A 23,493-nucleotide genomic window follows, 5' to 3' on the forward strand; every position below is an offset into this window, starting at 1 on the left:
AATTGGTTTACCAGCGCTGATAGGCGGTTAAGATATAAAAACTAAGCAGTGGAGATGACAAAGGAGGGTTTACTTTGAAAAAATATATCATGGCCTTAGATCAGGGAACAACCAGTTCTAGAGCTATACTATTTGATCATAATGGAAAAATTATAGGGATAGCACAAAAGGAATTTACACAATTTTATCCCAAGGCTGGATGGGTAGAACATGATCCAATGGAAATATGGGGAACACAAAGTGGTGTAGCCAGAGAGGTTTTAGAAAAAACAGGAATACTACCTCATGAAATAGCAGCTATCGGTATTACCAATCAAAGGGAGACAACGATTGTATGGGATAAAGCTACAGGAAAACCTATTCATAATGCTATTGTATGGCAGTGTAGGAGAACCGCAAACCTATGTGATGAATTAAAGAAAAAAGGCATGGAAGAATATATTAGAAATTATACAGGCCTAGTTGTAGATGCTTATTTTTCGGGAACGAAAATTAAATGGATTTTAGATCATGTAGAAGGGGCTAGAGAAAAAGCTGAAAAAGGAGAGCTGTTGTTTGGGACTGTTGATACTTGGTTGATATGGAATTTAACCAGGGGAAAGGTACATGTAACAGACTATTCCAATGCTTCTCGAACAATGTTATATAATATTAAAGAACTGAAGTGGGATGAAAAAATATTAAAGGAATTAAACATTCCTGCATCTATGTTGCCAGAGGTAAAACCCTCTAGTATGGTATATGGTTATACTGATCACCAAACCTTTGGGGGTGCAGATATTCCAATCGCTGGTGCAGCAGGAGATCAGCAGGCAGCACTATTTGGTCAGGCATGTTTCCAACCTGGCATGACAAAAAATACCTATGGCACAGGATGCTTTATGCTGATGAATACAGGGGAAAAACATGTTCCCTCCAATAACGGGTTACTGACTACCTTGGCATGGGGGGTAGATGGGAAAGTAGAATATGCTTTAGAAGGAAGTATATTTGTGGCAGGGGCAGCCGTACAGTGGTTAAGGGATGAATTAAGACTCATCCGAGATGCTGAAGATACTGAGTATCTAGCTACAAAAGTAAAAAACTCTAATGGAGTATATGTAGTGCCAGCCTTTACAGGTATGGGTGCTCCCTATTGGGATATGTATGCTAGAGGAACCATTGTTGGGTTAACAAGGGGTGCTAAAGCGGAACATATTATAAGAGCTACATTAGAAGCTATTGCTTACCAAACAAGGGATGTTTTAGAGGCAATGCAGGAGGATTCAGGAATTCAACTACAAACCTTAAAGGTGGATGGAGGTGCTGTTAGTAACAACTTCTTAATGCAGTTTCAGTCGGACCTATTGGGTGTAAAAGTAGAGCGACCAGAAGTAACGGAAACAACAGCCCTGGGAGCAGCTTACCTTGCAGGTTTAGCGGTAGGGTTTTGGAAAGATAAAGAGGAAATTGCCTATAAGTGGAAGGTTGACAATACTTTTTACCCTTCTATGGAGGAAATGGAAAGAGAAAAAATGTATAAAGGTTGGAAAAGAGCCGTAAATCGCGCTTTAAAGTGGGCTTTAGAAGAAGAGGAAGAAACTGAAATAGAAGTAAACTAACTTTACTAGAAAGATTATTACCTTATAGTTAAGTCTTAAAGTCAAAATACAAACATATTATAGATTAATTGTTGTATCTAAATAAAATGTATAATTGATGGAAGGTAAAAATCTCTATGAAGAATATTAATATAAGAAACCTTTTTAATTATAAGGTTATAGGAAATATTATTATTTTAATAGCTTCAATTTTACTAGTATATTTATTTATTGCATTATATTTTACGAATCATTTCTTTTTCAATACAATAATAAATGGAGTAGATGTTTCATTAAAGGCACATGATGATCTAGAAGAGATAATGAGAAGTTATACTAAAGATTATAAGTTACAGTTAATTGAACGAAACATGGAAATCGAAGAAATAACAGCACAGGATATGGGAATGCGATACAATGAAAAGAGTAGCATTTCTAAAATTTATTATCTACAGAGTTCATTTAGATGGATAAGTTCATTATTGAAGAACCAAAAGTATTATGTAGATGATTTATTCATTTATAATAAAGATAATTTAGAGAATAGAATAAGTAAATTAAATTGTTTAAATAAAGACATTATAGAACCTCAGAATGTAAGTTTTAGTTATTCCAATGGGTCATATGAAATGATTAAAGAAGTATATGGAAACAGGGTGAACAAAGATAGATTGAGAAAAGCTATTGGAATGAGTATATTAAAGGGAAAAACAAAATTAAACTTAAATGAAAATCTATGTTACGACGATCCAAAGTACACTTTAAGCTCTGATAAGGCTTTGGAAACTAGGAATTTACTAAATAAATATATATCAACAAAAATCACCTATATATTTGGAGATGAAAATGAGATATTAGATGGAGATATAATAAATCAATGGCTTAGCGTTGACGAAGATTTGGAAGTGGTAATAAGTGAAAAAGCAGTATTAGAATATGTACAAAGACTGAGTAAGAAATATGATACAGTTGGTGTAGCAAGAGAATTTAAAACCTCCACAAATAAAATAGTAGAAGTTAAGGATGGCTTTTATGGATGGAAAATTAACCGTATTGCTGAAGTAGAAGCATTGCTAGAAAATATAAAGCTTGGTGAAGTAACTAAAAAAGAACCTATATATACCCAAAAGGCTTTATCCAGGGGCAAAGATGACATAGGGGACACTTATATAGAAATCAATATAACATGGCAACATTTATGGTTTTATAAAAATGGTAAGCTCATAACTCAAGGTGCTGTAGTAACGGGGAATCCAAATAGAGGAAATGCTACTAGGACTGGGGTCTATATGCTTAACTATAAACAAAAAGAATCAACCTTAACGGGAGCAAATTATGAAGTTAAGGTAACTTATTGGATGCCTTTTAACGGAAATATAGGAATACACGACGCAAGTTGGAGATACTCTTTTGGAGGAGAGATCTATAAGAGAAATGGAAGCCATGGCTGTGTAAATGCTCCATTATATTTAGCTAAAACAATTTTTGATAATATAGTGGAGGGAACTCCCATCATTTGTTATGAAGAATAGCAATACAGGTGTAACTAGGAGCTTTTTTTGCGTTTACTTGATTTTCAGTATTGTTGCCGTCCCCTCGACAGTCCCTTGAAATGTGTAATGACTGTTCATGGAAACTTGAGTGGAAAGCAAATCGTTGATGAAATTGCAGTTGATGATTATGTATTAGATGATACAGCAATAGTATATAAAAGTGAAAAAGGTATCTATATTATTACAGGATGTTCTTATAGTGGAATATGTAATATTATTTAAGTATGCAAAAAAGTATGTGAAGATCGTAGCGTATTAGGCGTTATAAGGAGATTTCATTTACTTGAAGTTTAACGAACAGGTCCATAAGACAATTGATTTTCTGATGAAGAACAACTTGAAGGATCTATATCCCTGTCATTGTACTTTGTTCGATGTTAGGGCAGCAATACACAAATTTATACCTATAAAAGAAGTTGGAGTAGGTTTGGAAATAAATTGGTAAGAATTACTTAATCCATTTTTTATCATGCTTTTCATAATAAAACAAATATTTTTATAGTGCAAATCTTGTGATGGTTTGCTAAAATAATTGTAAAGACCATAAACAGTGAAGCTTAAAAAATTGGATGTTTTGGGGTGAGAAAATGAATGAGAAAATCAAATGTATGAAGGATTTAGAATTGTTTCAGTCTCTTAGTCCTGAAGAAAAACATGAAATTATGAAATTAGCCCACGGAAAAACATATTTAAAAGGTGAAATGGTTTTTTTTGAAGGCGATCCAGCAGATACCATTTACCTTATTAAGTCAGGCATAGTGTTACTATATAAAGTTTCAGAAAAAGGAAAAGAAGTAAGTTTAGGTATACTACAAGAAAATGATATTTTTGGTGAAAATACAATTTTTGATGATATTCAGCACACGATGAATGCTAAAGCTTTGGAAAATACCTTTGTATGTACTTGTAATAAAAAAGATCTTCCTGAACTCTTGAAAGATCCTATGATTTCATTAAAAATCATAAAACTCTTAGGAGATAAATTGAATAATTATACTGAACAGATGGCTACTTTGGCTTTTCAAGATGTTAAAGGACGAGTGCTAGATGTATTGATTCGATTAGCTAGAGAGTATGGAGAGATGACTCCAGAGGGAATAAGAATAAACCTTTTATTAAATCATCAGGATTTAGCCAATCTTGTGAATGCCTCAAGAGTAATGGTTACAAATACTATTAATGAGTTAAAGAGAGAAGGTGTTATTAGAGTAAATAAGCGATTTTTTTTCATTTTAAATAGTAGCCTTATTAAGAAAAATTTCTATGTTGAAAATGTTTAGAATGGGAAAAAGCACATTGATATAAAATGAAAGAAATATTTAATAAGTAATTAATTATAGGTTGTCTATTAAGGCAACTTTTTTATGTTTTTGTAAAATATTTTACAGAAGTTTTGATAGATAATGTGTACTATTAAGTTAGATAAATAATTGAAGGGGGAAAAGAAATGAAAATTCTTGCAATCAATGGATCTCCAAATCCTAAAAGCTATACCAAGGAGATATTAAGTGACATTTTGAACAATGCTCAACAAGGAGAAAATATAATTAATCTAAGGAATTTAACAATTAAGCCCTGTTTGGGTTGTAGAGGATGTGTTAAAACAAACAGTTGTGTGCAAAATGATGATTGGAATAAACTTGAAAGTATGCTATTAGATACAGAATTAATTATTTTAGGATTTCCAACTTATTATGGAGCAGCATTTGGAATTAATGCTTTAACACATAGTTTTTTGGAGAGGTGGTTTGCTCTTCGTCATAATGGTGTAAAAATAAAGGCAAAAAAACTTATCGCTGTTATAGTTAGTGGAGAAGGTCATGGACAATTTGCAATTCAATCTTTGAGCACCTTCCTCAATGCTTATCACGGTATGGAACTCGTAGATAGCATTATCGTGGAGGGGGCAACACCTTGTTACCTATGTGGTGAGGGAGAGAACTGTGCTTTAAGCTGTGTCCGTGCTAAACATGGAGATGATATTAAAATTACTTCGCAGTTAATCCCGAGTTTAGAAGGACAAGAAGCCCTAAGCAAGGCAAAAGATATTGGTAATAAAATAAAAGCAGGAAGTCTATAGAAAAATAATAGTGATAAAAGTATTGATGAAAGTTTAAGAAAAGGTAGACGTGCTGTATTGTTCAAACAACAAGTATAGCATGTCTTGTTGTTTGAAGATAAGGTTGATCAAAATTTTAAAGCACAGCTTCAAAATGAAGCAGATTAAACGGTCGTCCCTTGAATATATATGACTTATGAGCATATGATATATCTATAAGTATATCATGAGGTGATGATAATGAAGAAGAATATTAAAAAGTGGACTGTGGCAGGAACTGTTTTCACCAATTTTCAAAGATCCAGTCACTGGAGGATTAAGAGAGTCGCATTTTTGCGACTTTTTTTTGTTTACTTGACTTTCAGTACCTACCAGAAAAATACTCTTAATACATAATGTATAGTAACATCACTTTTCCAAAGATGCTAGTTTAACAGATGATTTCACAAAAACAAGAATTATGGCGTTTTTTGTTGACAGATTAGTTTGAGGATGATATCATATTACCATTATTGTCTAAAAAGTAACAATTTTTACAATTTTAGAAATTCTAACCTTAATGGTTTGTGGAGGATACGTTTTAAGATATAATGCTTTTCACGACATGTTGTAAACAAGTTTGTATACAAAAAGACTGTGTAAGAAAGGATAAATGAAATGAAAGTAATTAAAAAGGCGGATAAGAAAACTTATGAAAGATCCAAGGATTTGACCAATATCGTAGCAGATATTATTGACGAGGTGCGTCAGCATGGTGACGAAACTTTGATAGCTTTGACAAAAAAATTTGATGGTATAGACATTGAAAAAGTCAAGGTGGAGGGTTGGCAAATTGAAAAAGCATATGAACAAGTTTCTGAGGAAACTATCCTACACATTAAATTTGCTGCAAAACAAATCAAGTACTTTGCAGAGGAACAACTGAAATGTATACAGCCATTAAATCTAATGAGTGAAATCGGTGGGTTAGAGATCGGTCATAGGCTTATTCCTGTAGAAAAATGTGGGTGTTATATTCCCAGTGGTCGCTATCCACTGCCAAGTTCGGCGTTAATGAGTGTAATCGTGGCAAAGGTAGCTGGAGTGAAGCATGTGGCAGCTTGTTCTCCGCCTTTTGCTGGATTTGGCATGATCCATCCTACTGTTTTAGTGGCTATGGACATCGCTGGAGCTGATGAAATTTATTGTATGGGTGGTGCACAGGCGATTGCCGCATATGCCTATGGAACAGAAACAGTGACCAAGGTGGACCTAATTGTTGGGCCTGGTAACAAATATGTGACAGAAGCGAAAAGACAAGTCTTAGGAGATGTGGGAATCGATAGTTTAGCAGGACCTAGTGAAGTTTTAATCATAGCTGATGAAACCGCCAATCCCACTTTTATTGCCATTGACCTATTAGCTCAAGCAGAGCATGATCCTAATGCAAAGTCCATTCTTGTCAGTACAAGTGAAGAAATTATTGAAAAATCCATGACTGAATTAGAAAGATTGATTCCAACACTGCCTACGGGACAAATAGCTCATCAAGCTTGGTTGGATAATGGTGATATTTTCCTTGTGGACAATATAGAAGAAGCCATTAAGATGTCAAATGAAATAGCACCAGAACACTTAGAGGTTCATGTAGCTAATGAGAGAGAAGTTGCCCAGAAACTGTTAAACTACGGATCTCTGTTTGTTGGTCACTATGCATCTGTGGCACTTGGTGATTTCGTTTCTGGGACAAACCATATTTTGCCTACCATGTCAACCGCACGTTTTGCCAGTGGTGTGTGGGTAGGAACCTTTATTAAAACTTCGTTTCATCAATTCGTTTCTCAGGAAGGATGTAAAAATCTAGCTGTTCCTTGCATGCACTTTGCTGAAATAGAGGGCTTATATGCACACCGAGATTCTATAAGGTTGCGTGTGGAAAAATAACTTGGAGTACTAATATTGGAGTTGTAAATCGCAGCAGCAGTGTAAATGAAAGGAGGGAAATAGTAGATGACAGAAGCAACTTCGTTTGAAGAAAGCGATATAGCACTGGAATTGAAACACATCACAAAATTGTATGCTGGCACTGTGGCATTGGAAGATGTAAACTTATCAGTAAAAAAAGGAGAAGTGCATGGTCTTATTGGGAAAAATGGAGCCGGCAAATCTACTTTGGTGGGAATTATTTCAGGTATTATCCCCCCCAGTCAAGGTGAGATTCTTGTCAATGGCCATAGTTATCGAGCCCTGTCGCCAATTGAGGCAAAAAAACTGAATATTTCTATTATAACCCAAGAGCCTCAAGTCAACGAGGAAAGCAGTGTTACTGAAAATTTATTTATGCCAAAATATATGAACAGCAAAGGAGTCATCAATTGGAAATTGATGGATGAAATGGCTAAAAAAATTTTGCAGGATGCTAAATTTCCTATTGAAGTTTATTTGAAGGCGAAGGACCTTTCTATCAGTGAAAGGCAGTTATTGCTTGTAATCAAATCTTGTTATGTTGAAGATGCAAATATCATCATTATGGATGAAGTTTCCGCCTCTTTAAATCAAAACGAAAAAAAAATTCTTTATAGAATTATTAGAGAAAGGATAGCCGCAGGGAAAACTGTAATCTTTATCTCCCATCACACGGAGGAATTGTTAGAGGTATGCGATAGGGTTACTGTGTTGCGGGATGGACACAGCGTGGGTTGTGCTCCATGTAGTGATCTAGACTTAAAAACATTAGCAGCCCTAATTGTAGGGAATACCAATTACGATGCTTTAATCATGGAGGATAAGTCCCACATGATCTGCGATGAAGTGATATTCGAATTAAAAGACTTTACCAGTTACGGAAGGTTTGAAGATATTCATCTACAGCTACATAAAGGTGAAATTGTTGGGTTAGCTGGACTAAGGGGAAGTGGCAGAACAGAATTGTTCAAAAGTATAGTAGGGATTGATACCCATGACAAGGGATGCATCTTACTTCAGGGAATGAAAAAGAGCTATAAATCTCCTGCAGCCGCCAGCAGAGACGGCATACTATACCTAGCGGAGGAGCGAGAAGCAGAAGGGCTAATTCCTATAGCTTCCATTAAGAAAAATCTAACCATCAATATTTTGCCCCAGCTTAGCAAGTTTGGGATTATTTTAAACACTTTAGAAAATCCAAAGTCCGATGCGTTGATGAGTACTTTAAGTGTCAAAGCTTTCTCACGTGATCAAGAAATCAATCAACTGAGTGGTGGAAATAAACAAAAGGTTCTAGTAGGCAAAGTTATGGCGAGGGCACCAAGGGTGTGCTTGCTAGACGAGCCAACAAGAGGAGTAGACATCGAAGCGAAAGAAAGTATTTTAAATACGATTAATGAAGAAATGCGTAAAGATTCCTGTGTCTTGATAACTTCTCCCGGTGTGGATGATCTCATCAAGATTTGTGATAAGATATTTGTGGTATATCAGGGGAGAATTATGGCCAGGTATAATCGTAGTGAATTTGATGAACAAGATATTTATCGCTCAATGCAGGGAGAAATAATTCAAGATAGAGAGGTGCGTCATTAGATGAAACCTATTACAAAATTTCAATTGTTTGTTTTAGATAATTTGGTATGGTTATTAATAATATTATTCTTCACCTATAATGCCATTGCAACGCCTTCATTTTTTACAGCAAGAAATCAAATCAATATATTATTCCAATCATCCTTGATGGGGATACTTGTTCTAGCTCAAGGAATCGTGATGATGGTGGGAGAATTGGATCTATCTATAGACGCAACGTTAGCATTTGCTCCTGGATTGACCATACTTCTGGCTACTTCTTTAACGGAAATGAATCCTTTTCTTTGTATACTGCTTACCCTGGCGATTGGGGCAGCTATGGGATTTTTCAATGGAGTATGTGTGGCAAAACTGAAAACAAACTCATTTCTACTTACCCTATCCTCTCAGATCGTAATGCGAGGGTTGATTTTGTTTATGCTTCCATTCTCAATATCTGGTCTTAACTCCACTTATACCTTTTTAGGTAGAGGTAGGATCAGAGATATGTTCCCTGTAGCAGCTATTTCATTTATATTGATTTTCTTAGTTTTTGAATTTATATTTTATAAGACAATTTTTGGGCGAAAGTTCATGCTTACTGGTGGCAACCGACAGGCTTCTTACATTTCTGGCATTAATACAGATCGGGTAATTATAACAGCCTTCGTGATAGCTGGACTTTTGGCAGCATTTGCTGGACTGATTGCTGCTGGTAGACAAAATGCAGTTTCTAACAGCATGGGCACAGGTATGGTAATGATGGCATTTGCCGGGGCTATCCTTGGGGGTTCTAGCTTTCAGGGTGGAAGAGGTAAACCTATCGGTATGTTGGGTGGGGCTCTGCTCTTGGGAATGATAGATAATTCCCTGACGTTAAGGGGTGTCAATGTTAATTTGGTCAGTGCAACTAAGGGGTTATTGATCTTTGTCGCTATCATGCTGGATTTAGGTAAAAATAAACTTAATACTTGGATCATGTACAAAGAAAATTTACGAAAATTGGCTGGTGGTTCCAACAGTCTATAATGTGGTACTATACCACAAGGTTTTTTTGTTATATTACAGCAATGTGTAATATAGAGTGTATCATGCAGGAAATTTTAAAAATCAAGGGGGAGAGTATGTAATGAAAAAATCAAAATGGCAGTTGTTTCTTATGGTAGTTTTGATGATGTCACTTGTGGTATTTGTTGGATGTAGCAACCAAAATACAGGGAGTAATGATGCTGATGAAGAAGAGCAAGTGAATATCGCTAATAATGGAGACCAAAAAACCATCGGAATGATTGTAAAACACGCTAATACTGAGTATATTCAAGCATTTATTATCGGTGCTAAAGATGCAGCAGAGGAGCTGGGAATCAATCTTCTGATTACTGACGCACAGGCGGATACTATGAGAATCATGAATGCTATTGATACTTTTATTGTGCAGGGAATTGATGGATTTATTTTGGCGGGGGCTGAAGATTTAGTTGCATTGGTTCCAGGTATTGAAAAGCTTAATGAGGAAGGTATCCCAGTGTTTGCTTTGGATACTTCACCTGAGGGTGGGTATGTTGATATGTTTATTACTTTCGATATAGTAAAATCTAGTGAAAAAGCTGCAGAGCAGATGATTCAAGGGATGAAGGAAGCCAATGGAGGCGTAGTGCCAGCGGGTATTGTTATGGAAATCACTGGGTCATTGGTGGACATGTTTGCTGCCGAATGTCATACTGGTTTTACCAATATCATGAAACAATATCCACAGTTGACACTTGTGCAAGGTGAGGGTAACTGGAATAATGATGATTCTTACAATCGTGCCAGTGACTTACTTACTCGCTATGGGGATGAGGTTGTGGGAATCTATGTCCATACACCAGATATCATGGGGGCTGGCGTTGTGGCTGCTGTAGAAAATGCAGGAAAGAATCCTGGGGATTATTTCATCTCTGGCATCTGTTTAGGGAAAGAAGGTCTTGACTTAGTTAAACAAGGCAAGCTTTATGCGGTTGTGGAACAGCCAGCTTTAGTTAGTGCTGAAAAGGCAGTTCGATATATGAATGATGTCTTCAATGGTGTTGAAATTCCAAATATAGGTGAAACCATAGAGGAGGAGGGAGCAATGTGGTCACCTGCTACGGTAGTTGAAAATGAATATGCAGATGGCGGCAGAATGATGATCCTTCAAGCTCCACTTGTTCCACAGGAAGTTTCACCAGAAGATCTCCAACTTTGGGAAAATAGAATTTAGTTTTATGCAACACAAATAAATTGTTTAAGGTACTAGAAAAACATTTAAAAAGTTAAGGGAATTGACTGAAAGAAATTAAACAGGGCAGCTAATGAGATTTATTTTTCTCATTAGCTTGCCCTGTTAAATTTGGGAAACAAAAGCTTCTTACCCCATGAAACTGCAGAAAAAAAGGAAGATATATTAACAACTATGGGCTGTTAAAAGAAACATTTGCTTTATATTTACGTGACTGTTTCGATGGTGGTATCAACAAACATATCGAATACTGCAAAAGTATTAAAGCGTAATGGTTTTATTTGATACAATTTATGGTAATATATATAAATAGATAAAAAAATTTGGACAAGATATAAGAATCTTCCAACTCTAACTCTATAGAATTTCCCCTAATAGATAGGGAGATAATACGAAAAAGTAATGGTTTAGCAGACCTGTTAAAAGGAGAATAACAACTGTGAATAAAAATTTTGAAGAATTTAATCTTAAACAATTTATACTAGAAAATCTTGAAAAAGAGAGTATTAAGAACCCTACTGAGATACAAGCCGATGCTATTCCCCATATTCTAGAGGGGAAGGACGTGATAGGTAAAGCCAAAACCGGCACAGGAAAAACCTTGGCTTATTTAATACCAATGATAGAAAAAATCGATCCTGAGAAGAAGGAACTTCAAATGCTGGTACTGGCTCCAAGTAGAGAGCTTAGCCTTCAAATCCATAGAGAAGCAGAGTATGTCATTAAAAATACAAATATATCTGCAATGCCCTTAGTGGAAGGTATGGATATTAATCGTCAGCTGGACAAATTAAAAAGCAAGCCTCAGCTTATTATAGCTACTCCTGGAAGACTAGTACATATTATTGGTTTAAAAAAGATAAAGATGCATGGGGTAAAGATGATCGCCTTAGACGAGGTGGATCAAATGTTGGAGAAAGGGTTACAAGAAAAGGTGCAGGCGGTGATTGATACTACTTTGAGGGATAGACAGTTGGTGAGCTTTTCTGCCACCCTTTCAAAGAATGCCGTAAGTATTCTTCAATCACTAATGAAAAAGCCTCAATACATCTCTTTAGATAAGACTAAGCCTGTGCCATCAAAAATTAAACACTTATATATAGTAAGTAAGGAATTAAAGAAAACAGGGACGCTGGCAGAGCTTATAGAAGTAATAAAACCAGTCAAGTCTTTGGTTTTTATCAACAAAAATGAAAACGTCGATAGATTTGTAAAGGAATTAAAATCTCTTGGCTTATCTGTTGCAGGCATACAAACAAGAACCAAGAATCAAGATCGTCAACATATCTTAACTACTTTTAATAAGGGTGAACTTAAGGTTCTAGTTACAACAGATATATTTACTAGAGGAATGGACTTTAGAAATGTATCCCATATATTCAATATGGATTTACCTCTAAATCCAGTTGATTACCTCCATAGAGCCGGTCGTACAGGTAGAATGAATAAAGAAGGGGTAGTCTACAATATTGTAAGGGATCGAGAAAAGTTCATCATGTATAAAATGATGAAGGGTTTAAATATAGATGTCAAACCTATCAGTATTTTGAATGGAAAGATTACAGATGTTGAAGAAATTATACGTAGTAAAAAAACATCAGAAAACAGAAAAAATCCTAAAACAAATGCAAGGAGAAAATAGTAGATTAGAAGATGCTTTACTTACTTTTCAAAATATTCACTATGAAGTTATACAACAACAAAAGTTTATAAGGTACAAATTAAAAAAGATTAAAATAATCACAGGATGCTAGAATAAAATAGCCTAGCTCCTGTGATTATTTTAATCTTCGGTATTCATGATCAACTTTACTATAGCATTATTGGTGATAGCAAATTGAATTAAAGGAGCATCAATGAGGGTACCTTTTTCATAGGTTTCTTTAATAATCGTAATATCTTCTAAAAGTTTTTTTCCGCATAGATGATTGTACCTTTGGTCAATTTCAATAGTCATATCCTCTCCGATGTCCTTAGCATCGATTTCACCTTCACTTAACGCTTCTGCAATCTCTGTATCTTGGTTATCTGACACATCCTTTATGTCAGTATCAACAATTTTATTGGTGGATTCTAGAATAGAGTCCTCCATATCCTTTTTCTCCATTTTTACAATGATTGTATTTTCCATACATAGTATCTTATCTATTTCAATAAATAGATTATTTACGATAATGCCAGTGATATCAAAGAAGTCATTCATTTCAATAGAAGTAACTGTACCTACCTCTGCACCATTTTCAGTATATACCTTTTTTGCCACTTCAGTATGGAACATCTTTATATCTTTGGTGACTTTTAGCATGACAGCATCTGAGCCGATGTATGCATTTTCAATAGGGATATAAAAATAGCTATCCTCAAACTCACAATATAAAGAAGTTACTTTATTGTCTTTATAGATTAATCCCTTTAAAGCTCCCAAAACTTTACCAGTAGCTATTGAAATAACAGGTTTTTCCGTAATCTTAATTACCAAACTACTCACCTACTTTTTATAAGTTATTTGCCGCATCTTTATATATTCTGTAATACATGCTACCAATGATATTATGGTATTCAGCAGTGTCTGGCTTAACACAATAAAAATCATTACCAAGATAATTGCTTAAGTAATCAAAGAGCAATTCACTACCTCCACCAGAAAAAATCACCTGATCACAGTTTCCAATAAATTTTGTTCTAACAAATTCTCTAAAATCTTTATTAAGTTCATAGGCAAAACCATCAAATACATCATGTACGATAGCAGTTGCATCAATAGTTTTGCCTTTTTTTACTTTAAGCATTTTTTCATTATATCGAATCATATTATCTATATCATATGTATAAGGTTTCCTGTCTAATTTTTCCCTAAAGTTGTTGTATAGTATCATAGAGATCTTTTCATAACAGTCTAACATACCTTTTTCAAAGGTATTTACCCCTACTGTTTTAACGCCGTTAAAGGCAGCAACATTTATTTGACCTGAACCAACATCAAAAACAATCGTTTTTTTGTTTTTCATATACTCATCTTTTATGCTTCCGCTTTCATTCACTGAATAATGAAAAAAAGTAGCTATGCCTTCAGGACAGAAGGTAACATTTTCAATATCAAAGACGATTTCTTTGATAATTTCCGAAGTATTATTGGGATTATAATACAACACCTTAACATTCCCCTTTAGTGCTTCTCCATGACTATTAGAAAAATCTTTTTTGTTAGAGACATACTCTACTAAAGGTTGATTAATAGTGATATCTACTGACTGTTGATTCTTCTCATACTTAACAAAGTTTGATGCAATTCCCGACAAGATACAGAACTTAATTACTTGATCATTATATTTTTTTTCATATCTGTTCCGATCTCGTATCAAAACTCCTTTATTTTCAGCAGCTTTTCCTACAAGTTTCTTACCCAAAGATTCTCCGTCCTTAATGATTTCTACTAACATATGATCAAGATCAACTTCCTGCGGTTCTAAGTGTAAATCAAATAAATCAAAACTCGTTCCATAATCCAATTCCATTCCAGGCTCCGATACAATGGTAGGAAAACTAAAGGGCTTCTTGGCTTCTTCCATGACTTTTGTTAACCTATTACCACCATCAACATAAATACGAATCTTGTTTTTCATCATTTTACCTCCCAACATCATTTGCAAAAAAAGTGGCATCTTATGTCAAATATACCGCAAAAAAGGCTAAGTATCCTATAGGCCTATGGTAGCAATTTGTCTAAAAATGTTGAAATTTCAAAAAAGAAGTGATATTTTTAGATATATATGTAAGGAGGAAGAGTTATGGATGTTAGGACCAATAAGCATAAAGGCGACTTGCAAAGTTGTATAATAACAACAGGCGTATCCTCATTGAATTATTATAATGAGTATATGCAGCCTTTTATAGAAAGTAATTCGTCATTATATAATTATATGGGAATAAGCAGTATCAAAAGTATTGCTAAGGTTGATGATTACAAAGTAGTGATAGATTTTTGTGACAATAATGTGAAGGAAATTGTTTTTGAAGTTTTAAACTATCTCTTGTCTTTAGACGTTGACATCCATGTGAAACTGATATACAATGTCACACTATGTAATGATGATATAGAGCAATGTATGATTTTACTTAATCGTCTTAATAAACATAAATTAATCAAACTGGAAATAATTCACAAATCATTAGAATTGCCAAAAGAAAAAAAAGTGAGTTTATGGATAAAAAAACTAAAAAATACTTTCTTTTTTACAGGTGCAGGTAATACAGGTAAAACATCATTAATCTCTGCTTTAAGTGAGCTGTGCAATGAAAAAGGACATACGGTAGCATTAATAGATCTTACTGAGAATAATAAGTTGATCAATTACTTTACAAATATTTATTCACTTTTAGGGGCGAACCTTCAAGAGAGTTTTATTAAAGAAAGGATAAAAGATAATAGGGAAGAAGTAGTAGATGTCTATACTTGCAATTATAAAAGTTTAATAAATAGTAAAGAGGAAAGAATATTTTGTGAATCTATAGAGAAAATTAGCTCCATTTATGATTATGTATTTGTGAATGCTGATATAAATACTGCTTATATGAAAAGTGAAATATTTTATATAGGAGAAAAAATTTTTCTTGTCCATGATTTTATGCCCACTAAGATAAATAGTGCCAAACAAATTTTGTTAAAGTTCAATGAACTTGGGATGAATACCAAAGGAAATATCTCATTGATATACAATAAGATGGTGAAATGTTATTTTGACATTGGCTTTATTGAAGAAAAAATAATTTTTAAAAAAGCAAGCAATAAAAGACTAATACCTTTAGTAGACTTAAAATGTGAAACCTTTGAAATACCCTATAGTAAAAAGACAATGAAAGCAATAATAAATCATATTTCTCATAAAAGCAGTATTATTAATAATGTAGCTTACAGCTATAGGAGAAATGCCGATTATATCTATAAATATATTAATAACATACCGTACACTGAAATAGATAATATTGATATTGTAGAATATGCGAAAAGTTTTTTTGAGGGCATAATGAAGCATACCTATATAAAGAATATAAAAAAAGAGGTATGTAAATCTAGGATGCACGTGAAAAATTTTAAAAAAATTGCTTCTTATTTAATACATTCAAAACTCCTCTAGTATAAGTATCCGTATGTCTAAATCTGCCGCAGGCTTTTTACTTCAAACTAAAAACCGACCAAATTATGGTAACCACCATAAACCTTATAAGCCACGATAACTATGAAAACTTCACCTACTATATATAGGTGAAGTTTTCATAGTTATCGCAGAAATTGAATGATGCTGTTGATTATATAAATTTCAAATCAATTTTGTATTTCTATTATTAGAGAAAATACTACATTGCTGATCCTTAAAAGAATCCCCTAGAAAATCCCCAAAACGGTCTACGCCATATGCCAGCTAGGATAAGAAACCATAGTAGTAAGCTGGAGCCGCCAAAGAAAAATTGACTATCAATATTAGAAACATTGTTAGATGAACCCGTATCTTCAGCCAATATTTCCTTGATTACTTCTATTCTTTCTTGTGTCATGTCAGTGACAAAGCCATTCATTTGGGACAATGCATTAAGATTTGCAGTATGCTGCTTTAATAGATCCTGAGAAACTTTCCCTTTTACCTCTGCTATTTCTTTGAAAATATCATAGTCTGATTTATCGCCATACTGCATCATAAAGTCATTGAATTCGCCTATATGCTGGCTTGGTAGCAAAATGAAGTCTAGCGTGTATCCTCTATTGGTATTTACAATTTCAGCCATAGCTTTCACCTCCTCTCTCTTTTTCGATAATATACTATGTCTCTTTAAAGAAAGCGTGCTGTTTAGATGTTAAGAGAAGGACAGATTGTGCTAAAAATCTACTAGTTAAATCCAACAATCTTGCTATTGTAAACAGAAACCTCCTGCAAGTGGTGCACTGGAAGTGTAGTTGCATTTCGGTTCACTTGTTTTTTTATTTATAGCCCATGGTTTTGGGGGAAATCCTAGACCGCCAAATGAAGACAAGGCTACCTTGGTCTTGTTAGGCCTAATAGGTTATGCTAAAATAGAATGATATTACAGCGTTATCATTTCTGCGTTTGAGAGGAGAACTTATGGAATGTAGACTTGGATGTGCAGCTTGTTGTATTGCACCATCAATATCTTCTGCAATACCAGGCATGCCAGAAGGTAAACCTGCTGGGGTTAGATGCATTCAACTAACAAGTGATAATAAGTGTAAGTTGTTTGAAAAAGAAGATAGACCAGCTGTATGTATGAATCTCAAACCTTCTAATGAAATGTGTGGTAAGACTGCAAAAGAGGCATATTCATACTTAGAAGATCTTGAGAAATCTACAGCAGTTGTTAATAAGTAAATCGAGGGAAAGGGGTTTCTTTATGTATTCGTTTACACCTAACGGAGTATGTGCACAACAAATTATTTTTTCCATCAATGATGGCGTAGTAGAGAATGTAGCTTTCTATGGGGGGTGCTCTGGCAATTTGCAGGGGATTAGTCGATTAGTTGAAGGTATGCAGGTAGGAGAAGCAATTGTCAAGTTAAGAGGTATTAACTGTGGAGGAAAAGGTACATCTTGTCCTGATCAGTTAGCCACAGCCTTAGAGGTAGGCATGAAAAAACAAGCTGTTTAAATCTCCATTTTAAAAAATATATTTACTTATAATCAAACCATGAAGACTAACAAAGTTGCAAGCAACAGAATTGTTAGTCTTCATGGTTTTTTATAAGCAATAGAAAATTATAAATTTTATAAATTATGGATAAGTTATAATTTCCGTTATTGGTTTCAACAAAGTCATCCTTTAAATCTTCCAAAGGATGACTTTGTTCTAAACTAAGTAAGTAATTTTATCTGAGAATAATCATATTTTTGGCTTAAGGTGTAGGCATCGAGAGCTGTTGTATGGATGTCTTTTTCTTTCATGCCTAAAAGTTTACTTGTATTAGCCAATAAAAAGATCGTTAACTCTTCAATAGACATTTTGATCTGACCTGACAAATAATTTAACATAACTTCTCTTCTAGCACCAAAGTCTGCTATTACAGTTCCTTCATACTCTGACTGAGAAATTGTCAAATGATAGTCTTTAATAAAATCTTGATAAATAATGCTAATTCTATCGGACAATAACCTATAGAAAGATTTCTTAGCCATAATTTCTCCAAAAAACCTTTTGTTATTAGAATCAGATAAAATAACCTTATAAAATATGATTGAGACAAAGAAGTGCTTGTAATAGGAATTTGCACCATCATCTACTTTATCTTTGATGAATTCATAGATGTTATCTAGATAATCGACAAAAATATTGATTACAATAGCATCTTTGGTCTTAAAGTAATAGGTTAAATTACCTAAGGAGATACCAAGATCTGTAGTGATATCCTTCATCGTAGTGTTATTATAACCCTTAGTATAAAACATTTCTTTAGCAGTATCGTAAATTTTTTGCTTCGTAATTTCTCCCTTTGTTTTTTGCATCGTCATCAATCCTTTTCCAAGATAGCTTGATTATAACATAAGAATATAAATTAATCAAAATTAGTAAATTTTACTTTTTTGCTATTTTTTATTGACTTATAAGATCTTTATGGTTAATATAATAGTAAATAAATAATATTTACTAAAACGACAATATTTTACAAGTACAGTTATAGGGTACAAACTTTAATACATTAAAAAGAAAATTAAAAAATTTGTGCATATCCAAAGGAGAATATATATTTGACCTTCAACACTACATTAAATAATTGCACAATAAACTGCCTTAGAAACAATGTGTTATTGTAGACGAAAATTTTGATGTAAGTACCTATAGATTTACTTGAACTACGGGTACATAACATTACAAAATTATAAATAAAGGTGGGATTAAGATGATTATTATTGGAGAAAAAGTTAATGGGACGATTCCTAGTGTAAAAAAGGCTATCGAAGCTAGGGATGAAGAATTCATCAGAAACCTTGCGATTCATCAAGTGGATGCAGGAGCAGACTATATTGATGTTTGTGCAAGTACAGCTCCTGAAGTTGAGGTAGAAACCTTAAAGTGGTTGATGGATATTGTGCAGGATGCAGTAGATAAGCCACTATGTATTGACAGTCCAAACGCAAAGACCATTGAAGCAGTATTCAAATATGCGAAGCTACCAGGTCTAATCAACTCTGTATCTGAAGAGGGAAATAAGTGTGAAGTAATTTATCCTATGATTCAAGGCACTCAGTGGCAAGTAATTGGTTTGACATGTGATAATAAGGGGATTCCTAGTGATGTGAAAACTAGAGTAGATATCACAAAAATACTGGTAGAGAAGGCACAGAAGTATGATATTACACCAGATAGAATACATATCGATCCTTTAGTTATGGCACTTTCTACAGACAATACATCCTTAATGAGTTTTGTAGAAACGACAAGAACTATAAAAGAAATGTATCCTACCATCAAAGTAACATCAGGATTGAGTAATATTTCCTTTGGTATGCCTTTAAGAAAAGTAGTAAATCAAGGATTTTTAACGATAGCTGCCTTTGTAGGAATGGATTCAGCCATCATAGATCCATGCAATAGAGATATGTTAGCAACGCTGCTTGCGACAGAAGCATTACTAGAAAAAGACAAGCATTGTAGAAAGTACAATACTGCCTATAGAAAAAATAAAATAGGACCAATCAAATAAAAAAAGAAAACGTTGTCCGAATAGGTGTTGAAAATAGTTATAATTATTACGCTTGCAATACTTTAACTAAAGTTTCAATATATAAATGGTTAAGGGGAATATATATTATTACAAGGGGGAGTTTATAATGGCAATGGACTTAAAAGTATTAACTGAAGCAGTGGGAGAACTTGATGAAGACAAAGTGTTAGAAATGTTAGAGGATTTTGTGGCAACCAATCCAACAGAAGAAGAGGCACAAAAGGTTGTAAATGCATGCCAACAAGGGATGGCAGTTGTAGGAGATTTATTTGATAAGGGTGAGTATTTTGTAGGAGACTTAATATTTGCTGGTGAATTGCTTTCAAGTGCTATTGAAGCATTAAAACCAGTGATAGGCTCTGGAAGTACAGAAAAAGTAGGTACGATTGTACTTGGTACAGTAGAAGGGGATTTACATGACATTGGTAAGAACATATTTAGAAGCATGGCAGAGGCTGCTGGCTTTGAAGTTTATGATATAGGAATAGATCAATCGGTGAGTGCGTTTATTGACAAAATTAAAGAAGTTAAACCTCAAATTCTTGGTATGAGTGGTGTTCTTACTTTAGCTATCGACGCCATGAAAAACGTAGTTGATGGATTACAGCAGGAAGGATTAAAAAATGATTTAAAAATAATCATCGGCGGTAACCCTGTAACAAAAGAGGCTTGTGAACATGTTGGAGCAGACGCCTTTACTACTAATGCAGCAGAAGGTGTAAAAATTTGTCAAGGATGGATGTGCTAACATGGAGAATACAGTAGTTTTATCTCAAGAGAGAACTCAGTTGTTTAAAGATCTTTATAGAGGAAAAATACCTAAAAAAGTTCCAATAGGGGTAAAATTTTATCCTGAATTTTGTATGCAATATGCAAATATGGATTTAATAGAGGTCCAATGGAATACTGAGAAGCTTGAAGAAGCTTTTGATAAAGTATGTAAAGACTTTGTTTCAGATGTAGCACCCATCTCTGCAAATCGATTTATTTCTTTTTATGAATTATTGGGGGCTAAAACCTTCGTGATGGGTTCTGGTGGTTTTATACAGCATCCAGAACTTCATGGTTTGGAACCAGAAGAGTACGATGAATTTATTCAGGCACCTTATGATTGTATTGTAGAGAGAGTGCTGCCAAGATTATATACCAAGCTTGATGCAGATCCAAATACCAAGGCACTGACTTTGGCAAAGGGCATGAAGGCTTTCTATGATGAATTTGCAAATTTTGGGGCCATAAAGGCAAAAATGATTCAAAAATATGGTTATGCAGTTTTGCCACCAGCTTCCACAACCTTCTGTGAAGCCCCCTATGACTTTATTGCTGATATCATTAGAGGGTTTAAAGGGATTTCTAACGATGTAAGAAGATACCCTCAAAAGGTTCTAGAAGCTTGTGAGGCGGTAACACCTTTGATGATTAAAAAAGGTACACCACCGGTTCCTTCGATGGATGGAGAAACAGTAATACCATTACATATGGCACCTTACATGAGACAAAAAGATTTTGAGAAGTTTTATTGGCCTACATTTAAAAGAACAGTAGAAGCACTTGCAGCCAAAGGACAGGGAGTTTACCTATTTGTTGAGCATGATTGGATGAGATATTTAGATTATTTGTATGAACTACCTGAAAATACAAGAATGAGGTTTGAATATGGTGATCCAAAGCTAGTAAAAGAAAAGTTAGGAAAAAAACATATCATCAGTGGTTTTTATCCTCTTTCTTTACTTAAGAGTGGAACAAAAGAAGAATGTATAGATAAAGCAAAAGAGCTTTTAGATATCTTAGCACCTGGAGGAAAGTATTATTTTGATTTAGATAAAGTTGCTATTACTGTAGACAGTGTTAACGTTGAAAACTTAAAGGCTGTACTAGAATATGTTGATGAAAAAGGAAAGTATTAATTAAAGGAGAGATGAAGATGGATTCAAAATATTATAAAACTTGGGAAGAGTACAAAGCGGCTTGTCCTGAAATTAATGAGGCACTAGAAGCAGCTATGGCACCTAAAGTACAAAAATACGAAGATGCGTTATTTAACTTTATCCTGTCTTTAGTATTATAGATAACTAACCTAATCGTTTAAGTTATTGTAACTTGATTTGTGCAATTTTTTAGCTATGTCTTAGCTGTGTCTTAGCGTTAATCAGTTACAAGACTTCAAATGCTTAATCTTTCATGAGAATAACCCCTATCGCTAGCGATAGGGGTTTATATCATGGAACCACATTTCTATTTAAAGTCAATTTCTACTCGAATTAGTCTACCTAATATTTTAATGTCTTTGATGTTTTTTACAAGTGCTTTGCCATCTCCAGTTCCTTCAATTAGTTGCACCTTATTGCCTTCTGTCTTCTTTAACTTTCTTAAATATCTTTTATCATCATATTCGATGAGTTGAAAAGCACCATTGATAAATTCTTGATTTAAATAAATCAGGCAGCGGTCTCCTTTTTTCATTCTATATTGCGTGAGAAGGTCATCCGATAGCTCTATATAAATCAATTTGTCCGGGTGAAAACCTTCTACCTTTTTATCAATAATGGGAAAGCTTTTATAATCTTTTATTGCTGTCATTTGCATATCATAAATAGGTACTTTTTTAATAATATTGGATAATGCTTCTTCCCATTGGGCTAAAGGCTCTACTTCTTTTCTTTTTACAGGCGTTGAGGGCATTAGCTTTTGAGGCTTGTTTCCAATAACGTCCTTTTCCTTTTTGTCCTCAGTAGATGCTTCCAAAACCATACTTTCCTCTAAATTAGAGCCCAATGCTTTGGAGATTTGTGATAGAAGCTTTTCATTGACAATCTTTCTACCACTTTCAATGTCTAAAATGAAGGACTCTGTTACGCCACATTTTTTTCCTAGTTGCTTGGGACTAACCCCTTTTTTCGTTCTCTCTTCTCTAATTCTGTCTCCTACTCGGCTCATAATTCCACCTCATTTTCCTTATTCATCTCTTCCATGCCATTATGGAAGCAGTTGACAGTCTAGTGCATAACTATATTTAACAATAGATAGTTAAAAATGTCAATTTCTTTTTACTCCCTCACAGCGATAGATTTTCATTCCTAGGGCAGAAAATTTATCTTCATACTCTGTAGTAATACCATCATTTGTTTCACTATGGTGCAAGTCAAAGGTGATGTTATTTAAACGAAAATTTTCATAAGAAAGCTCATTTAAGGAGAACTCAAAAAGTTTCTCGTTATCTGTTTTGAAATGCACATCTCCATTTTCTCCTAAAATATATTTATATTTCTCTAAAAAGTTTCTATGGGTAAGGCGTCGTTGTACCCAACGTTTTTTAGGCCAGGGGTCGCAAAAATTAATATAAATTCTACTTAGTTCATTTTTATCGAATATATCATGAATTTTATTGATATCGCACCAAAGAAAGCAGATATTTTTTAGTCCCTTATCCACTGCTTTTTCCACAGCTCTTAACAGAACTTCTTCTTTTATTTCAATACCTATGTAGCAAATATGAGGATTCATTTCTGCCAGGGTGGTGATAAATTGACCTCGTCCCGTTCCTAGCTCTACATGAATGAGTTTTTCTTCATGAAAGTAATCCTTCCAACGACCTTTATATTTTTCTGGTTCTTTGCATAGATAATCTTCATAACTTAATAATTTTTCCTTCGATCCAGGTTTTTTTCTTCTTCTCATTTTGAATAAACTCCTTAGCTATATTTGATATGGTTTATTATACCATGCCTTAGGTGAATCTTATACTTATTTTAGTTTCTATCAAAGAGAAATATATTTTATTGAACATGATTAGCGTT

23 protein-coding genes are annotated in these 23,493 nt (G+C 34.1%); 17 read left to right on the plus strand and 6 right to left on the minus strand.

The window, feature by feature from the left end; genetic code table 11:
* Positions 1-74: 74 nt before the first annotated feature.
* The 10 genes from glpK to CACET_RS06345 all read left to right on the plus strand — a co-directional run bounded on the left by glpK (position 75) and on the right by CACET_RS06345 (position 12,610).
* Positions 75-1,601, plus strand: a complete 1,527-nt coding sequence (glpK, locus tag CACET_RS06300) for a glycerol kinase GlpK (protein ID WP_044823542.1) — start codon at positions 75-77, stop codon at positions 1,599-1,601.
* Positions 1,602-1,717: 116 nt separating this feature from the next.
* Positions 1,718-3,112, plus strand: coding sequence for a L,D-transpeptidase family protein (locus CACET_RS06305; RefSeq protein ID WP_044823543.1), 1,395 nt, complete (start codon positions 1,718-1,720; stop codon positions 3,110-3,112).
* Between the two features lie 87 nt (positions 3,113-3,199).
* Positions 3,200-3,355, plus strand: a complete 156-nt coding sequence (locus CACET_RS21420; RefSeq protein WP_479722653.1) for a hypothetical protein — start codon at positions 3,200-3,202, stop codon at positions 3,353-3,355.
* Between the two features lie 386 nt (positions 3,356-3,741).
* Positions 3,742-4,413, plus strand: a complete 672-nt coding sequence (locus CACET_RS06315) for a Crp/Fnr family transcriptional regulator (protein WP_242849929.1) — start codon at positions 3,742-3,744, stop codon at positions 4,411-4,413.
* Between the two features lie 167 nt (positions 4,414-4,580).
* Entirely contained in the window at positions 4,581-5,213 is a 633-nt protein-coding gene (locus tag CACET_RS06320; protein WP_044823545.1) for a flavodoxin family protein, read from the plus strand.
* 636 nt (positions 5,214-5,849) lie between these two features.
* The gene (hisD, locus tag CACET_RS06325; RefSeq protein WP_044823546.1) at positions 5,850-7,115 is read left to right on the plus strand and encodes a histidinol dehydrogenase; all 1,266 of its coding nucleotides are present in this window, start codon (positions 5,850-5,852) and stop codon (positions 7,113-7,115) included.
* Positions 7,116-7,181: 66 nt separating this feature from the next.
* Positions 7,182-8,729, plus strand: coding sequence for a sugar ABC transporter ATP-binding protein (locus CACET_RS06330; RefSeq protein ID WP_044823547.1), 1,548 nt, complete (start codon positions 7,182-7,184; stop codon positions 8,727-8,729).
* Entirely contained in the window at positions 8,730-9,737 is a 1,008-nt protein-coding gene (locus tag CACET_RS06335; protein WP_044823548.1) for an ABC transporter permease, read from the plus strand.
* A gap of 100 nt (positions 9,738-9,837) precedes the next feature.
* Positions 9,838-10,950 (plus strand): sugar ABC transporter substrate-binding protein, encoded by a 1,113-nt coding sequence (locus CACET_RS06340; protein ID WP_044823549.1) that lies wholly within the window; start codon positions 9,838-9,840, stop codon positions 10,948-10,950.
* 457 nt (positions 10,951-11,407) lie between these two features.
* Positions 11,408-12,610, plus strand: a complete 1,203-nt coding sequence (locus tag CACET_RS06345; protein ID WP_052661240.1) for a DEAD/DEAH box helicase — start codon at positions 11,408-11,410, stop codon at positions 12,608-12,610.
* Positions 12,611-12,751: 141 nt separating this feature from the next.
* Here CACET_RS06345 and CACET_RS06350 read toward each other — a convergent pair whose 3' ends face one another.
* Positions 12,752-13,447 (minus strand): hypothetical protein, encoded by a 696-nt coding sequence (locus tag CACET_RS06350; RefSeq protein ID WP_044823550.1) that lies wholly within the window; start codon positions 13,445-13,447, stop codon positions 12,752-12,754.
* A gap of 16 nt (positions 13,448-13,463) precedes the next feature.
* Positions 13,464-14,591, minus strand: a complete 1,128-nt coding sequence (locus CACET_RS06355; protein ID WP_044823551.1) for a ParM/StbA family protein — start codon at positions 14,589-14,591, stop codon at positions 13,464-13,466.
* Between the two features lie 372 nt (positions 14,592-14,963).
* On the opposite strand from CACET_RS06355, the gene CACET_RS06360 reads away from it, so the two are divergent.
* Positions 14,964-16,103 (plus strand): hypothetical protein, encoded by a 1,140-nt coding sequence (locus tag CACET_RS06360; protein ID WP_158385983.1) that lies wholly within the window; start codon positions 14,964-14,966, stop codon positions 16,101-16,103.
* A gap of 235 nt (positions 16,104-16,338) precedes the next feature.
* Here the strand turns inward: CACET_RS06360 and CACET_RS06365 are convergent, their stop codons facing one another.
* Complete coding sequence (locus CACET_RS06365; RefSeq protein WP_044823553.1) at positions 16,339-16,749, minus strand: hypothetical protein; 411 nt, start codon at positions 16,747-16,749, stop codon at positions 16,339-16,341.
* A gap of 335 nt (positions 16,750-17,084) precedes the next feature.
* On the opposite strand from CACET_RS06365, the gene CACET_RS06370 reads away from it, so the two are divergent.
* Both CACET_RS06370 and CACET_RS06375 read left to right on the plus strand, forming a co-directional pair.
* On the plus strand, positions 17,085-17,348 hold the full coding sequence (locus CACET_RS06370) for a YkgJ family cysteine cluster protein (protein ID WP_044823554.1): 264 nt from the start codon (positions 17,085-17,087) through the stop codon (positions 17,346-17,348).
* A gap of 22 nt (positions 17,349-17,370) precedes the next feature.
* On the plus strand, positions 17,371-17,625 hold the full coding sequence (locus tag CACET_RS06375; protein ID WP_044823555.1) for a TIGR03905 family TSCPD domain-containing protein: 255 nt from the start codon (positions 17,371-17,373) through the stop codon (positions 17,623-17,625).
* Between the two features lie 203 nt (positions 17,626-17,828).
* Here the strand turns inward: CACET_RS06375 and CACET_RS06380 are convergent, their stop codons facing one another.
* Positions 17,829-18,476: a TetR/AcrR family transcriptional regulator gene (locus CACET_RS06380; protein ID WP_044823556.1), complete on the minus strand. Its 648-nt coding sequence runs from the start codon at positions 18,474-18,476 to the stop codon at positions 17,829-17,831.
* Between the two features lie 395 nt (positions 18,477-18,871).
* On the opposite strand from CACET_RS06380, the gene CACET_RS06385 reads away from it, so the two are divergent.
* The 4 genes from CACET_RS06385 (at position 18,872) to CACET_RS20685 (ending at position 21,764) form a co-directional block, all read left to right on the plus strand.
* Positions 18,872-19,675: a methyltetrahydrofolate cobalamin methyltransferase gene (locus CACET_RS06385; protein WP_044823557.1), complete on the plus strand. Its 804-nt coding sequence runs from the start codon at positions 18,872-18,874 to the stop codon at positions 19,673-19,675.
* Positions 19,676-19,802: 127 nt separating this feature from the next.
* Positions 19,803-20,444 (plus strand): cobalamin B12-binding domain-containing protein, encoded by a 642-nt coding sequence (locus tag CACET_RS06390; RefSeq protein WP_044823558.1) that lies wholly within the window; start codon positions 19,803-19,805, stop codon positions 20,442-20,444.
* A gap of 1 nt (position 20,445) precedes the next feature.
* Positions 20,446-21,603: a uroporphyrinogen decarboxylase family protein gene (locus tag CACET_RS06395; protein ID WP_044823559.1), complete on the plus strand. Its 1,158-nt coding sequence runs from the start codon at positions 20,446-20,448 to the stop codon at positions 21,601-21,603.
* A gap of 17 nt (positions 21,604-21,620) precedes the next feature.
* Complete coding sequence (locus CACET_RS20685) at positions 21,621-21,764, plus strand: hypothetical protein (RefSeq protein WP_169747282.1); 144 nt, start codon at positions 21,621-21,623, stop codon at positions 21,762-21,764.
* Positions 21,765-21,931: 167 nt separating this feature from the next.
* On the opposite strand, the gene CACET_RS06400 is transcribed toward CACET_RS20685, so the two are convergent.
* A complete protein-coding gene (locus tag CACET_RS06400) occupies positions 21,932-22,633 on the minus strand; it encodes a helix-turn-helix domain-containing protein (protein ID WP_044823560.1) in 702 nt (233 codons plus the stop codon).
* Positions 22,634-22,732: 99 nt separating this feature from the next.
* Positions 22,733-23,374, minus strand: a complete 642-nt coding sequence (trmB, locus tag CACET_RS06405; RefSeq protein WP_044823561.1) for a tRNA (guanosine(46)-N7)-methyltransferase TrmB — start codon at positions 23,372-23,374, stop codon at positions 22,733-22,735.
* Between the last annotated feature and the right edge of the window lie 119 nt (positions 23,375-23,493).

The organism is Clostridium aceticum (assembly GCF_001042715.1).
GTDB lineage: Bacteria > Bacillota > Clostridia > Peptostreptococcales > Natronincolaceae > Andreesenella > Andreesenella acetica.

What these genes read in the sequence shown, in the direction of transcription:
- CACET_RS06305 (WP_044823543.1), top strand. Translation starts at nt 1,718, where the DNA reads ATGAAGAATATTAATATAAGAAACCTTTTTAATTATAAGGTTATAGGA.
- CACET_RS21420 (WP_479722653.1), top strand. Translation starts at nt 3,200, where the DNA reads ATGACTGTTCATGGAAACTTGAGTGGAAAGCAAATCGTTGATGAAATT.
- CACET_RS06315 (WP_242849929.1), top strand. Translation starts at nt 3,742, where the DNA reads ATGAAGGATTTAGAATTGTTTCAGTCTCTTAGTCCTGAAGAAAAACAT.
- CACET_RS06320 (WP_044823545.1), top strand. Translation starts at nt 4,581, where the DNA reads ATGAAAATTCTTGCAATCAATGGATCTCCAAATCCTAAAAGCTATACC.
- hisD (WP_044823546.1), top strand. Translation starts at nt 5,850, where the DNA reads ATGAAAGTAATTAAAAAGGCGGATAAGAAAACTTATGAAAGATCCAAG.
- CACET_RS06330 (WP_044823547.1), top strand. Translation starts at nt 7,182, where the DNA reads ATGACAGAAGCAACTTCGTTTGAAGAAAGCGATATAGCACTGGAATTG.
- CACET_RS06335 (WP_044823548.1), top strand. Translation starts at nt 8,730, where the DNA reads ATGAAACCTATTACAAAATTTCAATTGTTTGTTTTAGATAATTTGGTA.
- CACET_RS06340 (WP_044823549.1), top strand. Translation starts at nt 9,838, where the DNA reads ATGAAAAAATCAAAATGGCAGTTGTTTCTTATGGTAGTTTTGATGATG.
- CACET_RS06355 (WP_044823551.1), bottom strand. Translation starts at nt 14,591, where the DNA reads ATGAAAAACAAGATTCGTATTTATGTTGATGGTGGTAATAGGTTAACA.
- CACET_RS06365 (WP_044823553.1), bottom strand. Translation starts at nt 16,749, where the DNA reads ATGGCTGAAATTGTAAATACCAATAGAGGATACACGCTAGACTTCATT.
- CACET_RS06370 (WP_044823554.1), top strand. Translation starts at nt 17,085, where the DNA reads ATGGAATGTAGACTTGGATGTGCAGCTTGTTGTATTGCACCATCAATA.
- CACET_RS06375 (WP_044823555.1), top strand. Translation starts at nt 17,371, where the DNA reads ATGTATTCGTTTACACCTAACGGAGTATGTGCACAACAAATTATTTTT.
- CACET_RS06380 (WP_044823556.1), bottom strand. Translation starts at nt 18,476, where the DNA reads ATGCAAAAAACAAAGGGAGAAATTACGAAGCAAAAAATTTACGATACT.
- CACET_RS06385 (WP_044823557.1), top strand. Translation starts at nt 18,872, where the DNA reads ATGATTATTATTGGAGAAAAAGTTAATGGGACGATTCCTAGTGTAAAA.
- CACET_RS06390 (WP_044823558.1), top strand. Translation starts at nt 19,803, where the DNA reads ATGGCAATGGACTTAAAAGTATTAACTGAAGCAGTGGGAGAACTTGAT.
- CACET_RS06395 (WP_044823559.1), top strand. Translation starts at nt 20,446, where the DNA reads ATGGAGAATACAGTAGTTTTATCTCAAGAGAGAACTCAGTTGTTTAAA.
- CACET_RS20685 (WP_169747282.1), top strand. Translation starts at nt 21,621, where the DNA reads ATGGATTCAAAATATTATAAAACTTGGGAAGAGTACAAAGCGGCTTGT.
- CACET_RS06400 (WP_044823560.1), bottom strand. Translation starts at nt 22,633, where the DNA reads ATGAGCCGAGTAGGAGACAGAATTAGAGAAGAGAGAACGAAAAAAGGG.
- trmB (WP_044823561.1), bottom strand. Translation starts at nt 23,374, where the DNA reads ATGAGAAGAAGAAAAAAACCTGGATCGAAGGAAAAATTATTAAGTTAT.